Genomic DNA, 21,961 nt, shown 5'->3' with positions numbered 1-21,961 from the left:
TAAATCACCTAAATTGGTCTAGTATAATGTATAATTTCCCTTATAATATTAACGTGGGATAAAAGCATCCTTCTACAACAATATCTATTTACACCAAGCTCAGTTAGCACTTTCTCAGGATCCTCTCCACCCATTACCCTATTACTAAATGGCTCCCACTTATCTGCCACGACTGCACCACATGTAAAACATCTAATCGGAATAATCAAGAAGTTTCACCTGTACGCTTTCTGTCTCCATCTTCTAGCACTATATCTCATCCACTTTTCAGACTCAGTCTGCCTTGGGTCTCCAGCTAGCATAGTTCTGTCATATGACTTATAGATCTCTACAAGTTCCTTACTATTCGTAAATTTGACCAATGCTCTAGCTAGTGCCATTCTAGCAGCATCAGCTTGACCCATTATACCTCCTCCTTGTGTGTATATTCTAGCTTCTATGGAAGAGGTTATCTTGTCTCCAGCCAAGACCAAAGGTTCCATTATTTTATATCTAACTACCTCAATTGGTATAATTTCAATTGGAATATCGTTCACGAAAACTTTCCCATTACCAGGTTTGATGTAACAACTTGCTCTAGCAGACTTCCTTCTCGCATAAGTAATCATAAAATTCTGTTCAGCCTGACTCATTGCTTTAACCCACCTAATAATCTTGATAACTCTGCAACAGTTATATATTTACCTTTTAACCTACTAACATCAGCATCGTCAAATCTAATCATAGATTTACCTTCCAGTTCTTTAGGAATTCCGATATATGCTTTGAGATTCCTGTAAATTTGCTTTCCTAATTTATTTTTAGGAAGCATCCCTCTCACTGTTCTCTTCACTATGTTTATTGGATTTCTGGGTCTTCTAATTCCTTGCCTGTAAGGATTTTGCATAGTCTTTACAGTAAATAGAAGGGAGTAGCCCTCTAGAACCCTAGATCTAGGACCACTTATTATCGCTTTTTCAGCATTCACCACATAGACCTTCTTACCTGACTTCAATAACTTAGCTATGTGGGTTGACATTCTTCCTAATATTTGGTTTGTTGCGTCTACAATAACTATCTCTTCCTGACTACTCATTGCTTCATCAACCTCACAGTTTTACCTTTAAAATCATTTAACTCCTGTATAGCCTTATACAAACTCATAACCTTACCTCCACTTCTTAATATCTTCTCCTTAGCCGGTTTGGAGAACGAGAGTGCCACTACTGTCACTGGATGATCAAGGTTTCCTACTCCTAATACCTTTCCGGGTACCACAATTATATCATTTGCCTTACTATACCTATTGATTTTATAAATGTTAATGTAAGCCCTCTTTCTTCTTGGAGCCTCTAGCTCCTCAGCCACTCTAACCCATATAGCCTTATCTTGTTTTTTCAATGAAGTAATCAACTTTCTTAACATTATGTTAGTACTACCACGAGACATTACTTTCCAGCCTCCAACTTACTCTTTAATTCACTCAACTTACGTAATAAGCTCTTACTTGCCTCTATTAAAATTCTCTCTGGCTTTAAACTACCTACCGATTCTATTTCTAAAATAAATTTATTCTCTACACTCTCTATAGAAACAGAACCCGCACAATACTTTAAGCATTCTTCACATAGAATACACGACAATTCATTCTTTACAACTAGTTTATTATTTTCCATAGCAAAGACGCCTTCTGGACAAACCTCCACTGCCTTCTCACAATTTCCTAATACGGTAACTTTAGGATAATACCTAACAATTGAGACAGAAACTGGACTATACTTAATGTGCTCTTTTCCATATCCCAATCTTAATCTAGCTTCTAAACTAATCTTCTGCTTAGAGCCCAACAATACTATTGGGATTGCCCCCGAAACAGGAGTTATCATTTGGTCTTCAGACTTCAAATCTCTGGAGTAAATCATAAGAGGCTGATCTTTAGCCTCCACGTCAAGATATACTCTATTATAACAACCATCACAATTTTCCTTACATTCCGCACACTCCTCTGGAGGTCTATAATGTTCTAAGGCTTCATCTGAAACAAAAGGCACGAGTGCAAGTCTATGAGCTAAAATCTCGTCATACAAAGGACTATTGTTTTCTATAAAATAGACTTCATCCACAGCCATAACGGGTACATATAAAATTGATGCTCTCCTTATAGAGTTTACGAACTCAAGGGGATAATTCTCTAGCACTAACCTAAGCCTTAATCCATTTCTTTCGATTAAAGAAATAGGCATAGCTTAACACGTTATACTCTTCTTCCTCTTCTTCCACCAGGTCTCCTTATGGTATCATGAGGTAATGGCGTAACGTCTTCAATTCTTCCAATTATAAATCCAGCTCTTGCTAATGCCCTTATAGCCGGTTGAGCTCCAGGTCCAGGAGTCTTGGAACCGTATCCACCCTGTGCTCTGACCTTTATATGTATAGCACTAATACCCTTATCAAAGGCATCATTTGCAGCCTTATTGGCAGCTAACATTGCAGCATATGGCGATGGTTTTTCTCTATCAGCCTTAACTACCATACCACCTGATGCCTTAGATATTATCTCTGCACCTGTAATATCAGTTATTGTTATTATTGTATTATTCTGCGAGGCATATATCCTCGCATTTCCCCATCTAATTTCACGCCTGCTCGACATTTACCTCACCTTGTGATGGTGGATTTTGCTTGAAAGGAGAAGTTGGATAATAATCTATTAAATCCTCCTCTCCCCTCAAAACTACATAACCTGGAGAAGTAACTTTCCTACCACTTATGGCTATATGACCATGGGTTATCAGTTGCCTAGCCTGATATATTGTCCTTGCAAGACCTTTCTTATATACAATAGTCTGTAGTCTTCTTTCAAGGTAATTCTCCTCAGTTAAGCTCAGAATGTCATCAAGTGTAGAGTTGTCCTTCTCTAGTATACCCATCCTATAGAGCTTCTGTATCAATTGCTTCTCTCTAATATTTCTCTCTGCTGGTGGTAATGCCAGTAAAGATCTTGCTTGATGCCTGAAGTTTCTAATCATGGTCTGTGCTATCCAGATTTCTTTCTTATTTCTAAGCCCGTATTTGCCTATTAGAATTTGCTCCTTACCTAGGTTTATTTTTATCCAAGGATGGCTAGGACCCATCCATTTTTTCTTACTCTTTCTGGGATCTCCCATCTAAATCACCTAAGAGTTTATTTCTTTGCTTCTCCACCCTCTGCGGGTCCAGCTGGCTTTGCCTGCTGTTGAGGCTGACCAGCTTTTGCTCTTCTTACACCTATGGTGGCACCAGTTCTTCCAGTAGTTCTAGTTCTCTGACCTCTGACCTTGAGACCTAAACTATGTCTCACACCTCTCCAGCTCCTACTTCTCCTCTCCCTCTCAATATCATTTCTAACGTAAAAGATCAAATCAGAGGTCACCAAATGCATATCGGCTCCTGACTCGTAATCCTTCTGTCTGTTATAGATCCAGTTAGGGCTTTCCGGAATAATTTTGTTGTTTAACAAATTCTCAATCTTCTTTATGTCCTCGTCTGATATTTCACCTAATCGTTTATCCTTATCAAGATTCAATTTACGAATAATTATCATAGCAGTATTATACCCTATACCCTTAATCATGGCTAAGGCATAAGGAAGCTTCATAGTTCCATCTACGTCTTGACCAAAGAGCCTTACTATGTACTTGAACTGCTGTTGAGACATAAATATCTACTTGTAAACCTAAACTATTAACTCGCTTTTAAAGTTTTCAATACTTTTTCCATCTTATCCTTCACCTGCTCAAAGGATGTTTCCAAAGCTTTCCTAATATCACCAATAGACAAAGGAGAATAATTACCTATAACTCTTTTAACTGGTGTATAAGCAGACTCTCTGAAATTCATGATTAGAGGTTTACCTTCACTAGTAATTAATGGCGAATCTTGTCTTTGAACTACTTTTCCAATTATCTCCGCATTAATACCTTTGCTTTTTAATTTACTTACAACTTCATTACCTATATCAGTGAAGATGAGTATAGAGTCTATAGATAGCCCGAAAACATCTATCTGCAGTTCATTAAGCATATTTAACACTTTTCTGTTTATCAGCCTCAGAAAAGATTCTGTGTTTATGGCTAATGATAAGTTTTCAGGCAACTCATTTGCAGTAGCCCTTATACCGCCATTTGTAACGTCAGTCATACTATCTACTAAATCATACATTTCCTCAGAAACTATTTTACAGGTAATCAGATCTTTAATAGAAATAGTCTCTCTTACCACGTCGTAATACCCATTATATATTGCAGTTGTAGCAATCGTTCCTCCTCCAGATCCCTCTGTCATTACAATATCCATATTCTGCTTAATCGAGTTCCTTCCAAAGTACTTTTTATGTATCACACCTATCGCACCAACTCCTCCACTAATTCTCTCACCTATTACAAGATCTCCCCCAATTCTTAGTGTACTACCCGAGAGAATAGGCACATTAAGCGACTCTGCAACTGATAATACACCGGCCTCAAAGTCCAATAACATCCCTACATCACTATCATCAGATAAATGTATGTCGATGAGTATCCCTATTGGTCTTCCACCTTTCACCATAACATCTCTTAACGATGCTCTCGTTGCATGAAAGCCAGCAAGAAAAGGGAAATACGAAAGCCTAGAATGGATACCGTCTATTGAGGCAAGTATCCCCTCTTCTGTGACTCTTGCGTCTTCATATACCCCTAGTTTACTAAGTTGAAGTATTTTTTCGTGAACTATATGATCACCTATACCCCTAGAACCAAGACCTGCTTCTCCTGCTCTGACTCCCGTAACGGGATACTTAAGTAATTTATCTTTATTTTCTGCCTCAAGGGATCTCCTTGCCTCTTCAACTACTGCGTCTACCAATTCCTTTATGAAAGGATACCTGTTATCCTTGTAGAACGAGATCTCCTCCTCTATTTTCCGTCTAGCGCTCTCTAGATCAGGAATTAATTTTCTAGCAATCCCTTCAAGATCCATGAAATATAATAATTTCCTTACATATTATAAGCTTATGAAGATAGTTACTCATGAGTTTAATGTTAGAACTAAATCTAGGTTTGAAAGTATAGACATAACAGAACACATAAGGGAAAACATTAAGGGAATCAAAGATGGGGTGGTATATGTTTTTGTGAAACATACTACATGTGCATTAATCGTTAATGAGGCTGAAAGTGGTTTAATGAAGGATTATCTTGAATGGGGTAAGAAACTTGTTCCACCTGATGGCACATTTGAACATAATAACATTGACAATAATGGACATGCACACATTATTTCCTCCATAATTGGGAACTCCAGGGTCTTGCCAATAACCAATGGAGAATTAGATTTAGGGACGTGGCAAAGGGTCATTCTTTTAGAATTTGATGGACCAAGAACTAGGAGTATATTAGTAAAGGGTATCGGAGAATAATAGCTTTTTTACTACTTAGTATGTAAATATTAGTGGGTTACCAGAATGCCACCCGCTTACTTCTCTATTTTCGAAAAGTTAGGATATTGCAATAACTCGTCATGTGTAGAAAAAATAGTTGATGAGTATCTAAAATCTATCATTAATACTAGCACTAGAATTGACGTTTCTGAATTGAGTAAAACTAATAATCAGGTGAAATTTGCGTTTACTGATGATGACGAAGAGGAGATGGATGAGAAGGAATTTTTTAATTTCTACAAGTTTACAGAGGCTTTAGTCGAGAAAATTATTCAGAACGAAATTGATGTAGATTTGATCGTATATGATCTAGAAGAAAAACTTGGTAAATCGCACCCGATTGTAATATTCTTGAAGCAAATAATCGATGAATAGGGTTTTTTATTTGTTATGCCTTCATTTTTTAAGGGGATGCTTATTTGAACATAGATGAAAAAATTAAATTAATTACTAGAAATACTGATGAAGTAATAACTATAGATGAACTGAAAAAAAAGTTAGAAGAGAACAGTAAATTAAAGGGTTATATAGGCTTTGAACCAAGTGGCTTATTTCACATCGGTTGGCTTATTTGGGCTCAGAAACTGAAAGACTTAATCAAAGCCGGAGTAGACATGTCAATTCTCGTGGCAACTTGGCATGCGATGATAAATGATAAGCTTGGAGGAGATCTAGAGAAAATAAAACTTGCGGGTAAATACGCATTAGAAGTACTTGAAGGATTTGGAGTTGACATGAGTAAATTGAAAGTTGTTTACGCAGAAGACTTAGTGGAGAATATTGATTATTGGAGCTTAGTGGTAAAAGTCGCAAAAAATACTAGTCTCGCAAGAATGAAAAGAGCGCTAACTATAATGGGGAGGAGATCAGAGGAAGCTGAGCTTGATACCTCAAAATTAATTTATCCTGCAATGCAAGTTTCTGACATATTCTTCCAGGATCTTGACATAGCTTTAGGTGGTACGGATCAGAGAAAAGCCCATATGCTAGCAAGAGACGTGGCAGAAAAATTACAAAGGAAAAAAGTGATTGCAATTCACACACCTCTTCTAGTCGGTCTCCAGGGAGGACAAAGAATGAATACAGAAGGACTAGAGGAAGACGACTACTTAGCCACTATAAAAATGAGTAAATCTAAACCTGAAACTGCAATATTTATTCATGACTCACCAGAACTAGTTGAGTCTAAACTAAAGAATTCATACTGTCCAAAGGGAGTAGTAAACGATAACCCTGTTCTTCAGATAAACAAATATATAATTTTTGGAGAACAAGGCGTAACGTTGAAAATAGAGAGAGACACCAAGTATGGTGGAGACATAGAGATAAAATCATACGAAGAACTAGAACGCATTTTCATTGAAGGTAAATTGCATCCGTTAGACTTAAAGCTAGCTACGGCAAGAAAATTAAATGATATACTAGACCCTATAAGGAAAAGAATAAGCTCCAAGTCACAATTCGTAGATCTGATATCAAGTATAGAAAAAAGTATAACTAGGTGAAAAAGACAAATGAAATACAACATAGTGTTTAAATTTAATGTTGAGGGGATAGTGGATAAACCCGATGTTATAGGTGCGATCTTCGGACAGACTGAAAATTTATTTGGCGATGATTTTGACCTCAGAGAACTTCAAGACAAAGGTAGATTAGGTAGAATATCTGTAGATTTATCAACCAGTAAGGGAAGATCTGAAGGAACAATAATTATTCCCTCAAATCTAGATAAAGTTGAAACCGCTTTAGTTGCTGCTATGATAGAGAACGTGGATAAAGTAGGTCCATACAATGCTGAATTCAAACTAATTGACATAGTTGACATTAGAGAGGAAAAGATAAAAAAGATAATTGGTAGAGCTAAAGAAATTTTAGGAAGTTGGAGTAGAGAAAAAACCTTAGATATAAGAGAAGTCATTAATGAAATAACGTCCTCTGTAAAGACGGGAGAGTTGACAGAATACGGACCAGAAAGACTACCTGCAGGACCAGATGTAGACAAGGATCCTGAACTGATAATAGTTGAAGGAAGAGCAGACGTAATAAATCTATTAAGATATGGATATAAGAACGTTATTGCAGTTGAAGGTGCCACAGGGAAAATACCTCAAACTCTTGTTGACCTTACAAAACAGAAAAAGGCAGTAATAGCATTCTTAGATGGAGATCATGGTGGAGATTTGATACTAAAAGAACTGCTATCTAGCAACATAAAATTGGATTATGTAGCTAGAGCACCTACAGGAAAAGAAGTAGAGGAGCTAACAGGAAAAGAAATAGCCAAATCACTTTCAAATATGGTTACAATAGCGCAATACATAAAGAAACAACAAGAGGCTCAACAGGCGATAAAACAAGCACTTGCTACTGAGACTACAACTACTGCAGTTACAACTACATCTACACAAATACAAGTTGAAGTTAAGCCTGAAGAGAAGAAAGAAATACAGATAACGGTACCTGCGCAAATAATAGAAGAGATAAAGAAACTACCAGGAACTTTAGAGGGAATTTTACTAGATGAAAATTGGAATATAATTGAAAAAATACAGGTGAGAGACATAGTACAAAAACTAGAAAATATTAGCGCAGATAGTATTAGGTACATCGTATTTGATGGTGTTATAACACAGAGATTAGTGGACCTAGCTTCAGCCAAAAACATAAAAATGCTAATAGGCGCACGAATAGGAGGAATAAATAGAAGACCAAAAGAACTTGAGTTATTAAGTTTCAACGACATTATTTCTTAAAAAAATTCAAAACGTCAGTTCCCCCAAATTTAAAGGTATTTTCTTTTACCCCAAATAACCCCAGAACTTTTAATGCACTGGGTATTATCTGCTTATCAATATAATATTCAATATCAACTTTTGATTTTTCCTTAACCATAAAATATGGCTCAGCTCTGTTACTAAGCTTACCTGAACCCTTAACTATCACATAACCTATCTTAGATCCTCTAGTTACTAAATGTCCTGATTTCATAGCTTTTCTAGCGGCAACAATATGAGGCAAGTCAAACTTGTACTCTTCTATGTCCTTATCTATAATATTCCATGTAACAAGATCTTCTATCTTAAACTCTCCCCTTCTCAACGAGTATATGACACTCTTGACATATCTTACAGCTTCGTTGATCTTGTCGCTTCTCAGCACCTGGTCTACCACGTTTTGTAGAACTTCTTTAGCGAGATCACACCAATTATTCCTATAATCCTCGATACCGACCATATCTACCTTGTTATCTTTGGTGAGAGCTGCGTACTGTTTCTTGCCCTCTAATAGAATAAGTTTAGTATAGAATTTGTTAAATTTGAGATTAAGGCTTAACCTATTGGCTATGTCTTCTTCCAACTTCTTAGGATCATTTTCGCCTTTAAAAAACATTAAGTCAGTGTCTGCATAAATTACCTGAAAACCGCTCTCCTTAACGATTTTTAGAATTTGTAGGATAAGTTCCCTTCCCCATTCAAATAATCCTTCGGCACATTCTTTAACATACCATCTAGCATTAGTCCACCTTATATAGTCGTAAAATGAGTTTAATATAGACCTTAAGGCTCTTAATTCTTCTTCGAGCCTCCTCCTCTTCTCAGGGTCTAAAGTCTTTATGATTTCTTCTCTTCTTTCAATCTCTGCTGAAAGATTTAAGAGAACATTTTGATAAAGACCTTTAATATCCTTTCTGAACTTATAATTACCATTCAAAGAGGTCCAGCAATCACTACAATCTCCTCTCACTAGGGTGTCGGGGCTTATATTATATTTTAAAATGATGGAAGGGTATATGGTCGAGAAATCTAGCATGTAGACGTTATTATGTAGACCAGATACTGGAGGGACTATAATACCTTCATCAGAGGCTTCAGTTCTCCTCTCTTCTCTATTTGGTATAAATTCATTATATTTCTTGGACTCCCTAACCAGAAGCCATTCAATTCTGTGTCCTGAACTAGCCATGGAAAGTTGATCTAGAGGTAAGCCAGTGACTTTAACAAGTTGGATGAGGTAGTGGAGATTAGACTGACCTATATCATAAATTGATTTTATATTAGATAAGTTATGCTTCAGGAGAATTTCCCTCTTACTTTTATCATCCCAGTACCTAGGTACTTCATACCATTCTAATATTTCTCTCTTATTCTTTGGCATAACACCCAGATTATCCGCGAGATCTATTAGACTCTTACTTCTAGATGAGCAAAAAACACCTGCTAGATCTACGTTTAGTCTACCTGTTACCGAGTAATGACCATAGACCCCTTGTGAAGGCTCACTATTAACTTTCCTACCTATTGCAACTTTAATCCCTCTTAATTCTGCTCTTTCTACAAGATATCTCCAGTCAAACGAATTAGAATTATAACCAAAAATTATATCCGGCTCAAAATCATTTACAAACTTTATGAATTCTCTTATTACATTTATATCGTCATAATCCGAGGATATGAATTGTTTATACCCATTTTCAGTATATACACCTATTACTATAATAGGATCTCTTCTTGTGTTAGGAAAACCATACTTATTATAAACCTCTATGCTGAACGCCATGGTTTTAAGCCTAGGTTCCTCTGCCTCATATATTTCTAATATGTCTTTAATCAAATACAGTTTCTCAGATTTTACCTTGAAAATCTCCTTCGGTTGAATTTCCTCCACGTCAGCCTTAATCCAGTAAAACGGTTTTATTCCCTTGTCTATTGAATATCTCATGTAAAATCTTATGTCAGCCTCTAGTACATTCTTTACACCTTTAATTTTAGATACCTCATCTCTATATATCCTCACATATGCAGGAACTACAGTCTCTATCTTTAATGATTTTAAAGGATTACCAAAGTACCTTCGATCAGTCTCAATTTCTATATTGGTTATAGGAGAGGAGGGCTTACTTAGTTTCTTTATCTCAGAGATCACCCTAGATACATCTTCTCTATCATCTACCACAGCGTAGAAATATGGTCTAAAGTTCTTCTCTACTAGTGTAACTCTGTTACCTCGTCTATCTATAGACCAAATAAATATAACGGGGATGTTGTCAACAACATCATATGAAAAGTCTAATACAAAGAAATCCTCTAACACACTGATTATCTACTAGAAACTAAATAAAATATTTACTCAAAGCCATTTTGATGATCGTATAGGCTCTTAATCATAATTATGGCATGCTTTTCTCTTCCATAATAGTCCTTCTGAATCCTTACTGCTTTATAACCGTTCTTTATATAGAAATTGATAGCAGATATATTTTTATAATAAACTTCTAGGTACGAATGGATACAATGATAAGCTAATTTAAACCTATTTTCTAGTTCAGAGATAAGTTTAGTGCCAATACCACTTCCTCTCTTATCTTTTTTTACCGCTATAGATACTATATGTCCCCTATAACCAAATTGTATTATGCCTAGAATATACCCAATAACCTTATCACCGCTTTTAGCAACGATAAAGAGATCACCAGATATATAATAATACGCTCTAAGTAAAGAAAACGGATAAGGATTATCAAAACTCTCTAATTCTACATCATAAATTTCAGGTAAATCCTCCTCCCTAGCGTCAGATATAATTATCAAAGTTACTCACTAGATATAAGAAATGAAGATTTTAGAATTTAATGACAAAAGAGGATCGCTCAAACTTCACGTAGAAAATGAAGACGATTTATGGCTATTACACATTATAATAAAAAAGGGAGATAGAATAGTCGCCAAGACCACCAGAGATATCAGTATGGGAAAAGACAGTAGGAGAATTCCAATGACTATAGAACTACAGGTGGAATATACGGAATTTCAAAATTTTACCACTAGGCTTAGAATACACGGACTAATACTTGACGCACCAGAAAGGTTCGGAATAAAAGGAGCTCATCATACTGTAAATTTAGATATTGGTGATGAAGTGATCATAATAAAAGAACAATGGAGTAATTATGAATTAGAGAAAATAAGAGAACAAGAGGAGAAAAAAGGTAAACTACTAATTGCATTAGTGGACGTAGATGAATATATCATAGCATTATTGATGAAGCAAGGTGTGAAAATCCTAGCAGAGAAAAGTCTCCAGACTCCAGGGAAGGATAACGATGTAGTAAATGAAAATATTGAGGAAATGGCAAATGAAATAATCTCGTTCGTAAAACTCACAGGCGTAAACGTGATTATAATTGCAGGACCAGGTCCTTTTAAAGATATGGTAAACCAGAAAATAAAACAGATTGATAATAAGTTGATCGTATATGTAGATAGCGTATCGTCAGCTAGTAGAGCGGGGTTAAATGAATTACTCAGAAGGGATATTATAGATCAGGTATACAGGGAATTTGAAATAGCACAACAATTAAAAATACTTGAAAGTATAATGGAAAATCTAGCTAAAAATACCGGATTAGTCGTATATGGCATAGAAGATATAAAGAAGGCTAATGAACTAGGTGCGGTGGATAAATTACTAATTACTGAAGACTATCTAACTGATACTGGTAGGGAAATTATTGATGAGCTCTTGAGGGATATTGAGAAAAAGAAGGGAAAGATCATGATAGTACCAAAGGATTCTCCAATCTACTATCAAGTTAAAAATTTGACAGGAATAGTCTCTCTACTGAGGTTTAGAATAAACTAACTTCTCTCCTATCTTAAGTTTCCTCCAATCAGGATACTCCTCCACTAATACGTACTCATTTACTCCTAAGTGAGTAATCAGAGATGGTGAAATACTCCAGACTCCCTTTTCTATCTCTTCACCGTAATCACTTAGATCTTGAGAAGACTTCACTACGGCTCTTAGAACTGTTCCCTCTCCCGTTCCTTCCTCATAGGCTTTAGATGAGTACTTTATAATTCTCAGGAACCTAGTTCTGGTCTCCACTAAATCTTTGTAAACTGAGCTACAGTAGTGGAGTGCAATTTTCTCTTCATGTAATTTTCTCAAAGTAGCATAAGCCGTTTCAAAACTTCCATTTACTCCTGCAAGTCCATGGGCACTTTTAAAACCTCTAGCATTTAAAGGTGCATAATTCCTTTCCGTTAGTTCTAGCTCATTCATGTTAACGAACTTAACTCCTATCGCTTTTGACCATAATATCAACTTTTCCAACTCTTGTTCTTGTCCTGGTATTGCAGGAACCTCTATTCCCACATCGAAATTAAACTGCACTGCTTTCTCTATTGCTCTAAGGTATTCTCTTTTTAGAGGGTGAAATCTAATTTCGTCCAAGCCGGCTCTTTCTAGTTCACTTAGAACATCCTTAGTTACATATCTACCACTAGTATACAGGTGAATGTGGAATTCCTGACCAAATTCGTCCTTAAATTTCTTAATCAAACTTACTACTTTGTCAATTCTTATCAAGGGATCTCCGCCTGTAATTCCTGCACCTAACGCCCTCATTCTGTAGGCTTCATAAATAAAATCTACCAGGTTTTCAGCAGGCGCTTCATTAGCAAACGCCTTATCCTTCCCAAATCTCTGTTCACTTACCGGACAATAGTAGCAATTATCCCCACATTCACCTGTGATAAAAACTACAAGCTTACCCCCCATCCTACATAGCTCGCAACCTTTAGGCAGATCAAGATTATATAATCCAATCTCAGGATTTCCTTTTAGCAATCTTACTCTCTATGAAAGCTTTTACTTCATTCCTTTTAACTTCATCTAATAGTTCTCTGAGCTGTCTAATCATATCTGTATCGTTTAACGGCTTATTGGCTTGAATCTTAGGAGCACCTTCATTACCTCCTTCAGGGAAATACCAGTTTTTAAACCACGTGAAGCCTGCTTTTAGCAGAGAGAAACCTAACGGTGTATCGGCAGGCGAAAAACCTTGATATAACATGTCAGCAGTTTCCTTGTCCCTTATGTAAGTTACAAATAGTTTACCACCAGGAGGAAGTACATTGTAGATAAAATTGAATAAATCAACTTCCCCATCAATTTCCCTAAGCCATGGGTCATAATCTATTTCTATCCAAGGCAAATAATACTCCCTTCCAGTAAAATAAAACGTCCTACCAACTTTCCTTCCATTTACATAAAGAATGAATGTCTTCAGTTCTTTTATTTGAGTGTCTTTTACGTCTATGCTCTCTATAACTAATTTATTCCCTACCTTACCGCTTAGCATCTATCACTCTTCTAAAATACTTATTTGACTTATATAAATCTCTAAAAGCCTCTTGTAAACTTTCCTCCCTGGTAAGTTCATATTTAATAAAGATTCCAGTATGACCCTTCTCCTCTCTTTTAGTCAATAATCTTTCCCTTTCCATTATTGTATCCTTTGAAACATTCTTAATCACTTTTACAGCATAATCTTCATTACCTTTCAATGGAAGTTCAATGTGTCCCTCCTTGGTGGGAATTATAATTGATAGCTTTTTATTAACACCAGGAGCTCGAATGTCCTTTATTATCTCATCTCTGCTCAATAATCCACCAAAGTAGTAGAATTCAGTCTCTTTCTTTGTCAATTTGGATAATGGAAATGAAATGACTTTCTTCTCCTCATGATCCAATGAAATATATGCCTTAGGAGTGGAAAAAGGTGTTGCTTGCACTATAAATTTATGATCACAAGATATTAAATCCAGACCCAGAATATTAGGATTAAATATCACAATATCTATATCACTTTCCTTATTTACGTCGCCTCTGGCAACAGAACCGTAAACAAAACCCTCCATTCCAAGTTTGGTTAAATAATTCAAAATCTCCATAGCAATTTTTCTCTTCTCTATAAGTACTTTCCAGTGCTCATTAGTATAAGCTACCTCCATTTAGTTTTTATTATCCAAATAAGGATATAAATTCATGAATAACATAGTATACTTTGCCTTAGGTATATTACTTTTCTGGCTAGTAATGTACACGTTTAGAAGACGACTGGAAAAAAGGGGATTCGTGGTTTACCCTTTCATGTTACTGTGGAAAAAACAGACAAGAAGTGAATGGTTTCCAAATTTTGCTAGGAAACGGGCGTACAAGATATTTGATAAAATTGCAGTTGTGCTTGGAGTAATTTCATTAGTGTTAGGCTTAGCTCTAATATTATATGTTTTCCTGAACTCTGTATTCCCGTCTAGTTCAGGGTCTACAGTTTCGTTACAGCCCATAATCCCGGGTATAACAGTTGGTTTAGACCAATTACCCTATATCCTCCTTGCAATTGGAATCTCTGTCACACTACACGAATTAGCTCATGCAATATCAGCTACCTCTAACGGCATTAAGGTAAGGAGTGGCGGTCTTTTACTTCTCATTTTCTTTCCGGGAGCATTTGTGGAGCCTGATGAAGAGGAGTTCAAATCTGCCAGCTCCATATCTAGACTTAAAATAATATCCGCTGGAATAGCTGTAAATCTGATCTTAGCAGCCATATTCTTTCCCTTAGCCAACTTTCTACCTGCAAACCTTTCGCAAGGTTTACTTATAGTAGGTGAAAAACAATATTTTCCAGCTTATAATGCTTCAATACCCGTTAACAGTATAATATTGAAAGTAGATGGAAATGCGGTAAAAGTACCTCAACAATTATCTTATTATCTAGATCAAGGAAGAACTCATATACTTACCTTATTATATCCCAATGGTTCAATAAACTCAATTACGATTAATACAACACAAACACATCAGATAGGTGTATACATTACTTATTATTTTCCTCAGGGACTACTTGGATTGCTTCAATTCATAACATGGATGTTCACTGTTAACTTCAGCCTTGCACTGCTAAACGGCGCCCCATTAATTATCACAGATGGAGGAAAAGTTTTCACAGAAATAACAAGAAAATTAGGATTGGGAGATAGGGAATCTTATCTTATACAATCAGTATTTACTGTAATCCTCATAGGAGCAATATTGTTCTCTTTTAATCCTCTTGGATGACCTTAGCACTAAGCATAGGATATGGTATTATTTCTTTTATACTCATGTTATTTGTCAACAACATTATCAACCTGTCTATACCTATTCCTAATCCTCCTGTAGGAGGCATACCGTAGCTAAGGGCTCTAACGAAGTCGACATCGTATGGGTGAGCCTCTTCGTCTCCCCTCTTAAACATTTCTTGCTCTTGTTTGAATAGCATGTCTTGTATTATAGGATCGTTCAGTTCAGTATAAGCATTTGCAAGTTCCATTCCAGCTACGTATAGTTCAAACCTTTCCACCAATCCTTGCTTGCTTCTATGAGGCTTGCAGAGGGGAGTTGTTTCTACAGGATAATCCAAAACGAAGGTCGGTTGTATCAGTGTTGGAGTGACTAATTTATCAAATAATTTCTCTATCATTAAACCTCTAATATACATATTTCCTCTTGGCTTAAGCCCATTCTTGTCCATAAGAGACTTCAGCTCTTCATCACTCATTTTATCAACATCTTTGCCTAAAACTTCAGTCAAAGAATCAATCATGGTAATTTTTCTAAATTGTGAAAACTCTATCGTATACTCTTTTCCTCCAATACTGTATTTTATTTTGGAGTCATTATTGATATTTTTAACTACGTCTTGAAGCATTTCTTCAGTGAGTCTCATAATATCATTATAATCTGCGTAAGCCCAATATAACTCCAATAGAGTAAATTCTGGATTATGTGTAACATCTATGTCTTCGTTTCGAAACACTTTACCTATTTCAAATACTTTATTGAATCCACCAACAATGTATCTTTTGAGATATAATTCTAAAGATATTCTCAGATACCAGTTTTCATTCAGGTAGTTTACATGGCTCATAAACGGTTTAGCCAGTGCCCCTCCGTAAACAGGTTGTAATATGGGTGTTTCCACTTCCATAAATCCTTTTGAATAAAGGAATTCTCTTATCCTCCTTATTGTAGAATATCTAATTTCCATATTTCTCCTAGCCAAATCATTATACAGAAAATCTACGTACCTATGAGCATATCTAAATTCAGGTGAAAGCTTAGACCAATCAGGAGGTTCTATTAGGGACTTTGACAAGAGCACATAGTCCTTGATTCTAAGTGTTAATTCGCCTTTTATAGTATAGAGCAAGTCACCTTTAACACCTAATATGTCTCCTCTGTCTACTATCTCGAAGAATTTATCATACCTATCGCCTAATTCATTAACTCTCAATTGTAATTGAAGTCTTTCACCCTCATCAAATATATCTACGAACGAGATTTTGCCATGTCTCCTAATATTAGCAACCCTACCAGCAGTTGATATATCAAAAGCAAACGCATCTGTTGGTTTGTCGCTCCTCTCCATCTTCTTTATGTCTATGATGGTGTGAGTTATATCGTATTTATGAGGATATGGATTGATTCCCTTTGACTTTAACTCATCAACTATTTTTACTCGTCGTTCATCCCATTTCAACGCTAAATCAATAATATGAAACATAGAGTTAAGTTTTAAACTTTGCACAAAGCCGGTGAGTTAAGTTTATTTCTATCTAACACTTAAACTATAATCAACAGATGATCGATAATGGGCCCATAGCTCAGCCAGGTAGAGTGCCGGGCTCCAGATGAGCTGCATTGGGTCTTAAGACCCCCTTGTTGGGGGATGATATAGATCTGGAGGAGAGACCCGGTGGTCCGGGGTTCAAGTCCCCGTGGGCCCATTATTTTTAGTTTAGTTTCTAACCGAAACATTGTAGCATGAAAACAATTACATAAATCAGATCTTGCTAACCCTCTTCATCAATCCAGAGCCTGGAAGCTCATCATTATATATCGTATGGACAAATAATAGACCAGTTTAATACTTTTCGCCTAACATAACTACATAATGGACACAATGATAAAAATTCTTCACCACTAGTCACATACGATTCTACCAACTCCGTAAACTCCTTATCCTTTTTAAGTATGTCTCTAAGTTCATTAGTACCCCTTAACCCTCTGATCAAGTAATTTATTTCTGTAGCTGAAACTCCTAGAATCTCCCCTATTTGCTTGTACGTATATCCTTTTGCGTACAAGTTATTGGCTATTAAATTTTTTACAACTGGGATAATTTCACGGGATGCTCTCTCACAAGGCGCATTAATTCTCTTTGTCATAACATAAAATATATGTAGTAAGTATAAATTATGTTAACCTTAAAGTTAAGCCGAATTCTAATAAATTAAAACAAGAAAATAAAAAGAATTTATATGAAGATTTTCTTAACAAATTATTTTATTTCTTCTCTCTTTCTGCTCTTGCTAACATGTCTAATAATTCTTTTGGAGCATCTTTCTCGCTTACAGCTCCTCTACCTGTCTTACCATTGTCGTCATAGGTAAAGGACACCATTTTGCCTACTCTCCAAACCTTCTTTATCTTTGAAGTGTCTACTTCTTTCTCTTCACCCTTATACTTGAACTTTACCTTCACCATATTAGGTCAAGTTATCTTACGATATTGTCATAAATAAACCTTACGGTATTAAGTTAAGTCATACTTATGAGACTACCTCAAATTATTTTTCCTATATAATGTATACAATTTTATGGGGAATCCAGTACAATAATTAGTAATATTGAAATATAATTTATTCTCTAAAGGAGTTATACAAACTGTTCATAATTACGCTATAGAACATAAGAATTCAACATAATATCTAGATCAACGTATGTTGGTAAGATCAAGCAACAAATTAATAAACCTTAAACTAGCTAGTTATAGTGAGGGGCCGTAGTCTAGCTTGGACTAGGATGCCAGGCTTGGGCCCTGGTGGTCCCGGGTTCAAATCCCGGCGGCCCCAGACTAAAAAATTTAAACAGTTTAAACTTAATATTAAGTATGAAGCGTATCAAAGTTCTAGTAGCTAAATTAGGATTAGACGGCCATGATAGGGGTGCTAAAGTAGTAGCCAGAGCATTGAAAGATGCTGGCATGGAAGTTGTTTATACTGGTTTAAGACAAACACCTGAGCAAATAGTAAAAGCTGCAATACAGGAAGACGTAGATGTTATAGGAGTAAGTATACTGAGTGGAGCTCACATTGAGTTAATATCAATGTTAGTAAAAGAAATGAAAGACAAGAAACTAAATGACGTAGGCCTTGTAGTTGGAGGAGTTATTCCACCTCAAGATATTCCTGCCCTAAAACAATTGGGTGTAGATGAAGTATTTTTGCCTGGTTCAAGTCTTAAAGAAATAACTGAAAAAATAATAAAAGTAGCCTCAGATAAGAGAGGTCTAAGTTTTGAGCCTGTTAGATGAGGCACTTAAGGGGAACCAGTTAGCAATCGGAAGACTGTTAACTAAGATAGAATACCTGACCCCAGAGGGTCTCGATGCCTTAGAGCAATTAATGAAAAATTCCGGAAAAGCCCATGTGATAGGAATCACTGGTTCTCCTGGCTCAGGGAAAAGTACACTAATTTCCAAGCTGGTTAGTGAATATTTAAATAGAGGACATAGGGTAGGTGTGATACTAATAGATCCGTCAAGTCCATTTAGTTTAGGCTCCTTTATGGGTAATAGAATAAGGCTATCAGAAGATGAGTTTGGAGAAAAAGTTTTCATTAGAAGTATAGGATCCAGAGGATATTTAGGTGGTATATCTTCAGAAGCATTAATGTTAGTGGAAGCTTTGGATGGATTAGGATTTGATAGAATATTGGTTGAAACAGTCGGTGCAGGACAAACGGATACAGAAGTCATAGATACCGTTCATACCATAAGTGTATTAACGACTCCTGGAACTGGAGATGACATACAAGCCCTAAAAGCAGGAATAATGGAAATTGGAGATATCTATGTTATAAACAAATCTGATAAGCCTGAAACTGAATTAGCTTATAACACTATAAGGTTTGCAATTGAAACCGCTGAAGGTGAGTATAAGGATGGATGGAAACCAAGGATAGTGAAAACAATAGCAATTAAGGGAGTTGGTATAAGTGAACTCATTGACGCCTTTGATGAACATCTGAGGTTCTTGATAGGTAATAGAAAGTTTGAATTTAAAGTTGAAAATAGAAGGGTTAAGATACTAGAATTACTACTAAAAAGATCTATAAACACTATAATAGAAAGGTTCATTATACAGAATAAAAATGAGATAGACGTAGAGTTAAATAAAAATCACAGAATTAAGCTTCTTATTGAGAAATATACAAAAATCATAGGCAGTATATTAGAAAATCAACAGAAGGCTTAATTTTACTGAGAATAAGTCCACTTCTTACTCTTTTTCAGCTAAGCCTAACAAAAAATCCTCTAAACCGTTTTCCAGTTTATATGTACCCAACTCTGTTTTCCACACTTTGCTCACTTTTGCATACCTAATAAATGAGGATCCCTGAATTAGCCAAGGCTGAGTAGCAAAGAGAGTAATGAACTTCTTAAACTCGTCTATTAAAAACACTTTACCAGGAGATACGATAAAGAGACAATCTACGTTTAAAGAACTATAGTTAGGAGCTAAGGCGTCATTATAAGACTCAATTAAAACATTAGACTCCCGAGACAATATTTTCTGAGTAGATATATCAGAGATGTCTGGTGAGTAATTTATAATCTCATTTAACTTTTCCTTAGGAACTCGGATGGCTTTTAGAACCTTTGATAATGACTCTATCTTTTCTACGAGAGAATCGGTTACCAATTCACTAAACTTTTCTAAAACAAGGTGTGATACGGCATTGCCGTCATATAATCTTATCATTACGGGAAGACCATTCGTAATAATCTCTTTATAGAGTCTTACATTATACCCTAATTTTTCAAGATCTGGAGGAGCAAGAAGAACCGCAAAAGGATTTATCATATTTATATCTAGTCTGGTTTCATCATAGTATTTTAGAGCATCGTTGCCTACAAGTGCTTTAAGTTCTTCGCTTCTTAATAGTGTAGAATAACTATACCACGCATTATGACCTGCAACTGGCTTATGCGGAAACACATCTATTCCAACACTCTTAAAAAAGCTTAGAATAGAAAGCGAAAAAGTGGTCTTACCCGAATCTACGGGAATTAAACCACTTACTAGTATTTTCATCCTATTGCTCTTCTTACTATAGCCATTTCTTTTATATACGTTTTAGCCTCGTCCAATTTACCCTCTTTTATGGACAATAGTGCCAGGGTAGAGAGTAGAACGTGTTTTTTGCTCATATAATCACTTTCGCCTATTCTAATTCCCAAACTATTTTCTGCGTAGTCTATATCTTCCTTTATAGCTTTGACAACCTCTGCATCAATATTCCATATATCTTTAAGTAATTGAAGAGCTTCAAAGTTAACGAAACGAGCTGCGAATTGCAGATCGTTCTTCAAATACTTGTAATTATTGAATATGGCATTAAGTTCTTGATCAGTCATTTTTGATAGAGAGGAAAGTCCTATAATCTCAGGTGGAATACCTATAGTATAAAGAGAGCCAACAAAGGAAATAGCTCTAGGTAGTGTTACCTTACCTGTGCTTCTAGAATATCCAAACAAACCTATGTGTAATTTCCTTGCTCTTCTTCTAGGAAGCAGTAATGCCACTTTGTTTATAACATCGGCTAATGCCTCTATCTTATTCTGATAACCTTGCGTGTATTTTCTCGTTACGTTGGAAATGATCTCCTCATCTTCCTCACTTAATTCAATTTTTTCGGTTACGTTAGTCCCATTTACTTTCTTTATTGCACTGATCACAAGGTCATCTTCATAGTCATATTTGAACGCTGATTGAACAGTAAAGGTATATATGCCTCTATATTCATTCAAGGTATTTTCAACATTATATGGACTAAAATGACCCCTGAAGGGTAAAGAACCGACTCCAAGTAAAGGAAATATTTTCACTCCATAAATCTTTTCCATTTTCGAAAGTCTACTTAATGCATATTTGACTGACAGAACAGCTGACAATAAACCGTAATTCATAGCTGGATCTGATCTTGCTAAGAATACTCTCAGATATGGAGGTCTCTCTATTTCTATGTATTTCCCAACTATTGTATCTATTCTTAACATTGAATCTCTATCTTCTATTAGAGGAATTACTTCGATCTTCTTAGGATTTGTCTCACCTATAATATCCTTTACATAAGTATCATCAACTAGCTTCGTATTGTCACTGTTAACTATTACTTTCTCATAAAACTTGATGACTGCAATTAACTCTTCATAACTAGTTGTAAAAGGTAAAATAACTTCAAAGACTGGTGGATTAGGATTTTCGCCGTAAAACTTCTCAGCTAAGTCATATGTTATTGGTATAGTATTTAGCGTTTCAGCAAAGACTTTTCTCTCAGCACCCTCTATTTTTGGATTTGGAACCCTATACGTCAGGAAAATATCCTTGCCTAATATCCTATGTCTGAAAAATTCTGGGTATTGACTTAGTAATTTTCTCACTACATGAGTGTCCACGTCCTTACCTTCAGCATCCCACATTACCTCCTCCACACCATACCTGGAGAAAGCCAAATATGCCTCGATGATCTCGTTTTCACCGCTTATTGCTTCTCCTTGGTTCCACTCAGGAACTTTTGCGTTATCAGGATGCTGTGTTGACATAGTCCTAGGTATTTTTCTCATTTGTAA

The 21,961-nt window shown here is 35.9% G+C and carries 27 protein-coding genes and 2 tRNA genes; 10 read left to right on the top strand and 19 right to left on the bottom strand.

The genetic code is table 11. The features are described 5' to 3' along the window. Positions 1-8 precede the first annotated feature (8 nt). The 9 genes from SACI_RS00405 to SACI_RS00365 are packed head-to-tail and all read right to left on the bottom strand — an operon-like array spanning position 9 to position 4,977. Positions 9-209 carry a DNA-directed RNA polymerase subunit N gene (locus SACI_RS00405; protein WP_011277015.1) on the bottom strand — a complete coding sequence of 67 codons (201 nt, stop codon included), beginning with the start codon at positions 207-209 and terminating at the stop codon, positions 9-11. A 6-nt stretch (positions 210-215) separates the two neighbouring features. Next, complete coding sequence (locus SACI_RS00400; protein ID WP_011277014.1) at positions 216-632, bottom strand: 30S ribosomal protein S9; 417 nt, start codon at positions 630-632, stop codon at positions 216-218. Beyond that, a complete protein-coding gene (locus SACI_RS00395) occupies positions 629-1,075 on the bottom strand; it encodes a 50S ribosomal protein L13 (RefSeq protein WP_011277013.1) in 447 nt (148 codons plus the stop codon). Before SACI_RS00395 ends, SACI_RS00400 begins: the two co-directional genes overlap by 4 nt. Beyond that, complete coding sequence (locus SACI_RS00390) at positions 1,072-1,428, bottom strand: 50S ribosomal protein L18e (RefSeq protein ID WP_015385350.1); 357 nt, start codon at positions 1,426-1,428, stop codon at positions 1,072-1,074. Before SACI_RS00390 ends, SACI_RS00395 begins: the two co-directional genes overlap by 4 nt. Beyond that, positions 1,428-2,222: a DNA-directed RNA polymerase subunit D gene (locus SACI_RS00385; RefSeq protein ID WP_011277011.1), complete on the bottom strand. Its 795-nt coding sequence runs from the start codon at positions 2,220-2,222 to the stop codon at positions 1,428-1,430. Before SACI_RS00385 ends, SACI_RS00390 begins: the two co-directional genes overlap by 1 nt. 11 nt (positions 2,223-2,233) lie before the next feature. Next, entirely contained in the window at positions 2,234-2,632 is a 399-nt protein-coding gene (locus tag SACI_RS00380; RefSeq protein WP_011277010.1) for a 30S ribosomal protein S11, read from the bottom strand. Beyond that, on the bottom strand, positions 2,616-3,146 hold the full coding sequence (locus SACI_RS00375; protein WP_011277009.1) for a 30S ribosomal protein S4: 531 nt from the start codon (positions 3,144-3,146) through the stop codon (positions 2,616-2,618). The genes SACI_RS00380 and SACI_RS00375 overlap by 17 nt, the downstream gene beginning before the upstream one ends. 17 nt (positions 3,147-3,163) lie before the next feature. Next, positions 3,164-3,676 carry a 30S ribosomal protein S13 gene (locus tag SACI_RS00370; RefSeq protein WP_011277008.1) on the bottom strand — a complete coding sequence of 171 codons (513 nt, stop codon included), beginning with the start codon at positions 3,674-3,676 and terminating at the stop codon, positions 3,164-3,166. A gap of 26 nt (positions 3,677-3,702) precedes the next feature. Continuing rightward, positions 3,703-4,977, bottom strand: coding sequence for an AIR synthase related protein (locus SACI_RS00365; RefSeq protein WP_011277007.1), 1,275 nt, complete (start codon positions 4,975-4,977; stop codon positions 3,703-3,705). A gap of 34 nt (positions 4,978-5,011) precedes the next feature. Here SACI_RS00365 and SACI_RS00360 point away from each other — a divergent pair, with 34 nt between their 5' ends. From SACI_RS00360 to dnaG, 4 genes are read left to right on the top strand one after another with little or no spacing between them, the layout of a single operon-like run. Then, positions 5,012-5,416, top strand: a complete 405-nt coding sequence (locus SACI_RS00360) for a secondary thiamine-phosphate synthase enzyme YjbQ (RefSeq protein WP_011277006.1) — start codon at positions 5,012-5,014, stop codon at positions 5,414-5,416. Between the two features lie 45 nt (positions 5,417-5,461). Beyond that, positions 5,462-5,812, top strand: coding sequence for a hypothetical protein (locus tag SACI_RS00355; RefSeq protein ID WP_011277005.1), 351 nt, complete (start codon positions 5,462-5,464; stop codon positions 5,810-5,812). Between the two features lie 44 nt (positions 5,813-5,856). Beyond that, complete coding sequence (locus SACI_RS00350) at positions 5,857-6,942, top strand: tyrosine--tRNA ligase (protein WP_011277004.1); 1,086 nt, start codon at positions 5,857-5,859, stop codon at positions 6,940-6,942. Between the two features lie 9 nt (positions 6,943-6,951). Further along, complete coding sequence (dnaG, locus tag SACI_RS00345) at positions 6,952-8,190, top strand: DNA primase DnaG (RefSeq protein WP_011277003.1); 1,239 nt, start codon at positions 6,952-6,954, stop codon at positions 8,188-8,190. Here dnaG and SACI_RS00340 read toward each other — a convergent pair. Continuing rightward, positions 8,180-10,528 (bottom strand): DNA-directed DNA polymerase, encoded by a 2,349-nt coding sequence (locus SACI_RS00340; protein WP_011277002.1) that lies wholly within the window; start codon positions 10,526-10,528, stop codon positions 8,180-8,182. The genes dnaG and SACI_RS00340 overlap by 11 nt on opposite strands. A gap of 32 nt (positions 10,529-10,560) precedes the next feature. Continuing rightward, positions 10,561-11,025 carry a ribosomal protein S18-alanine N-acetyltransferase gene (gene rimI, locus SACI_RS00335; protein ID WP_011277001.1) on the bottom strand — a complete coding sequence of 155 codons (465 nt, stop codon included), beginning with the start codon at positions 11,023-11,025 and terminating at the stop codon, positions 10,561-10,563. A 22-nt stretch (positions 11,026-11,047) separates the two neighbouring features. On the opposite strand from rimI, the gene SACI_RS00330 reads away from it, so the two are divergent. After that, a complete protein-coding gene (locus SACI_RS00330) occupies positions 11,048-12,076 on the top strand; it encodes an mRNA surveillance protein pelota (RefSeq protein ID WP_011277000.1) in 1,029 nt (342 codons plus the stop codon). Here the strand turns inward: SACI_RS00330 and SACI_RS00325 are convergent. From SACI_RS00325 to SACI_RS00315, 3 genes are read right to left on the bottom strand one after another with little or no spacing between them, the layout of a single operon-like run. After that, positions 12,053-13,066, bottom strand: coding sequence for a radical SAM protein (locus tag SACI_RS00325; RefSeq protein WP_011276999.1), 1,014 nt, complete (start codon positions 13,064-13,066; stop codon positions 12,053-12,055). The two genes, SACI_RS00330 and SACI_RS00325, sit on opposite strands and share 24 nt — an antisense overlap. Beyond that, entirely contained in the window at positions 13,047-13,580 is a 534-nt protein-coding gene (locus SACI_RS00320) for a DUF1122 family protein (RefSeq protein WP_011276998.1), read from the bottom strand. The genes SACI_RS00325 and SACI_RS00320 overlap by 20 nt, the downstream gene beginning before the upstream one ends. Further along, entirely contained in the window at positions 13,567-14,232 is a 666-nt protein-coding gene (locus SACI_RS00315; protein ID WP_011276997.1) for a nucleotidyltransferase domain-containing protein, read from the bottom strand. Before SACI_RS00315 ends, SACI_RS00320 begins: the two co-directional genes overlap by 14 nt. Before the next feature lie 34 nt (positions 14,233-14,266). Here SACI_RS00315 and SACI_RS00310 point away from each other — a divergent pair, with 34 nt between their 5' ends. Continuing rightward, the gene (locus SACI_RS00310; protein WP_011276996.1) at positions 14,267-15,343 is read left to right on the top strand and encodes a site-2 protease family protein; all 1,077 of its coding nucleotides are present in this window, start codon (positions 14,267-14,269) and stop codon (positions 15,341-15,343) included. Here the strand turns inward: SACI_RS00310 and lysS are convergent. Next, positions 15,327-16,805, bottom strand: a complete 1,479-nt coding sequence (gene lysS, locus SACI_RS00305) for a lysine--tRNA ligase (RefSeq protein WP_015385348.1) — start codon at positions 16,803-16,805, stop codon at positions 15,327-15,329. The two genes, SACI_RS00310 and lysS, sit on opposite strands and share 17 nt — an antisense overlap. Before the next feature lie 113 nt (positions 16,806-16,918). Here lysS and SACI_RS00300 point away from each other — a divergent pair. Further along, positions 16,919-17,052, top strand: a tRNA-Trp gene (locus SACI_RS00300). A gap of 105 nt (positions 17,053-17,157) precedes the next feature. On the opposite strand, the gene SACI_RS00295 is transcribed toward SACI_RS00300, so the two are convergent. Then, entirely contained in the window at positions 17,158-17,493 is a 336-nt protein-coding gene (locus SACI_RS00295) for a transcriptional regulator (RefSeq protein WP_011276994.1), read from the bottom strand. A gap of 118 nt (positions 17,494-17,611) precedes the next feature. Beyond that, on the bottom strand, positions 17,612-17,812 hold the full coding sequence (gene sac7d / locus SACI_RS00290) for a chromatin protein Sac7d (RefSeq protein WP_011276993.1): 201 nt from the start codon (positions 17,810-17,812) through the stop codon (positions 17,612-17,614). A 291-nt stretch (positions 17,813-18,103) separates the two neighbouring features. On the opposite strand from sac7d, the gene SACI_RS00285 reads away from it, so the two are divergent. The 3 genes from SACI_RS00285 (at position 18,104) to meaB (ending at position 19,583) form a co-directional block, all read left to right on the top strand. Continuing rightward, a tRNA-Pro gene (locus SACI_RS00285) sits at positions 18,104-18,179 on the top strand. A 38-nt stretch (positions 18,180-18,217) separates the two neighbouring features. Continuing rightward, positions 18,218-18,640, top strand: coding sequence for a cobalamin B12-binding domain-containing protein (locus SACI_RS00280; RefSeq protein WP_011276992.1), 423 nt, complete (start codon positions 18,218-18,220; stop codon positions 18,638-18,640). Next, complete coding sequence (gene meaB, locus SACI_RS00275; RefSeq protein WP_011276991.1) at positions 18,624-19,583, top strand: methylmalonyl Co-A mutase-associated GTPase MeaB; 960 nt, start codon at positions 18,624-18,626, stop codon at positions 19,581-19,583. The genes SACI_RS00280 and meaB overlap by 17 nt, the downstream gene beginning before the upstream one ends. A 24-nt stretch (positions 19,584-19,607) precedes the next feature. Here the strand turns inward: meaB and SACI_RS00270 are convergent, their stop codons facing one another. Both SACI_RS00270 and ppcA read right to left on the bottom strand, forming a co-directional pair. Next, entirely contained in the window at positions 19,608-20,423 is an 816-nt protein-coding gene (locus SACI_RS00270) for a hypothetical protein (protein WP_011276990.1), read from the bottom strand. Further along, on the bottom strand, positions 20,420-21,955 hold the full coding sequence (gene ppcA, locus SACI_RS00265) for a phosphoenolpyruvate carboxylase (RefSeq protein ID WP_015385346.1): 1,536 nt from the start codon (positions 21,953-21,955) through the stop codon (positions 20,420-20,422). Before ppcA ends, SACI_RS00270 begins: the two co-directional genes overlap by 4 nt. Positions 21,956-21,961: the final 6 nt, after the last annotated feature.

This window comes from Sulfolobus acidocaldarius DSM 639 (assembly GCF_000012285.1).
GTDB classification, from domain to species: domain Archaea; phylum Thermoproteota; class Thermoprotei_A; order Sulfolobales; family Sulfolobaceae; genus Sulfolobus; species Sulfolobus acidocaldarius.
This window is presented reverse-complemented; position numbering and strand designations above follow the sequence as displayed.

Coding starts and splice junctions, on each gene's coding strand:
- SACI_RS00400 (WP_011277014.1), bottom strand. CDS start 632: ATGAGTCAGGCTGAACAGAATTTTATGATTACTTATGCGAGAAGGAAG.
- SACI_RS00395 (WP_011277013.1), bottom strand. CDS start 1,075: ATGAGTAGTCAGGAAGAGATAGTTATTGTAGACGCAACAAACCAAATA.
- SACI_RS00390 (WP_015385350.1), bottom strand. CDS start 1,428: ATGTCTCGTGGTAGTACTAACATAATGTTAAGAAAGTTGATTACTTCA.
- SACI_RS00385 (WP_011277011.1), bottom strand. CDS start 2,222: ATGCCTATTTCTTTAATCGAAAGAAATGGATTAAGGCTTAGGTTAGTG.
- SACI_RS00380 (WP_011277010.1), bottom strand. CDS start 2,632: ATGTCGAGCAGGCGTGAAATTAGATGGGGAAATGCGAGGATATATGCC.
- SACI_RS00375 (WP_011277009.1), bottom strand. CDS start 3,146: ATGGGAGATCCCAGAAAGAGTAAGAAAAAATGGATGGGTCCTAGCCAT.
- SACI_RS00370 (WP_011277008.1), bottom strand. CDS start 3,676: ATGTCTCAACAGCAGTTCAAGTACATAGTAAGGCTCTTTGGTCAAGAC.
- SACI_RS00365 (WP_011277007.1), bottom strand. CDS start 4,977: ATGGATCTTGAAGGGATTGCTAGAAAATTAATTCCTGATCTAGAGAGC.
- SACI_RS00360 (WP_011277006.1), top strand. CDS start 5,012: ATGAAGATAGTTACTCATGAGTTTAATGTTAGAACTAAATCTAGGTTT.
- SACI_RS00355 (WP_011277005.1), top strand. CDS start 5,462: ATGCCACCCGCTTACTTCTCTATTTTCGAAAAGTTAGGATATTGCAAT.
- dnaG (WP_011277003.1), top strand. CDS start 6,952: ATGAAATACAACATAGTGTTTAAATTTAATGTTGAGGGGATAGTGGAT.
- SACI_RS00330 (WP_011277000.1), top strand. CDS start 11,048: ATGAAGATTTTAGAATTTAATGACAAAAGAGGATCGCTCAAACTTCAC.
- SACI_RS00320 (WP_011276998.1), bottom strand. CDS start 13,580: ATGCTAAGCGGTAAGGTAGGGAATAAATTAGTTATAGAGAGCATAGAC.
- SACI_RS00315 (WP_011276997.1), bottom strand. CDS start 14,232: ATGGAGGTAGCTTATACTAATGAGCACTGGAAAGTACTTATAGAGAAG.
- SACI_RS00310 (WP_011276996.1), top strand. CDS start 14,267: ATGAATAACATAGTATACTTTGCCTTAGGTATATTACTTTTCTGGCTA.
- SACI_RS00295 (WP_011276994.1), bottom strand. CDS start 17,493: ATGACAAAGAGAATTAATGCGCCTTGTGAGAGAGCATCCCGTGAAATT.
- sac7d (WP_011276993.1), bottom strand. CDS start 17,812: ATGGTGAAGGTAAAGTTCAAGTATAAGGGTGAAGAGAAAGAAGTAGAC.
- SACI_RS00280 (WP_011276992.1), top strand. CDS start 18,218: ATGAAGCGTATCAAAGTTCTAGTAGCTAAATTAGGATTAGACGGCCAT.
- SACI_RS00270 (WP_011276990.1), bottom strand. CDS start 20,423: ATGAAAATACTAGTAAGTGGTTTAATTCCCGTAGATTCGGGTAAGACC.
- ppcA (WP_015385346.1), bottom strand. CDS start 21,955: ATGAGAAAAATACCTAGGACTATGTCAACACAGCATCCTGATAACGCA.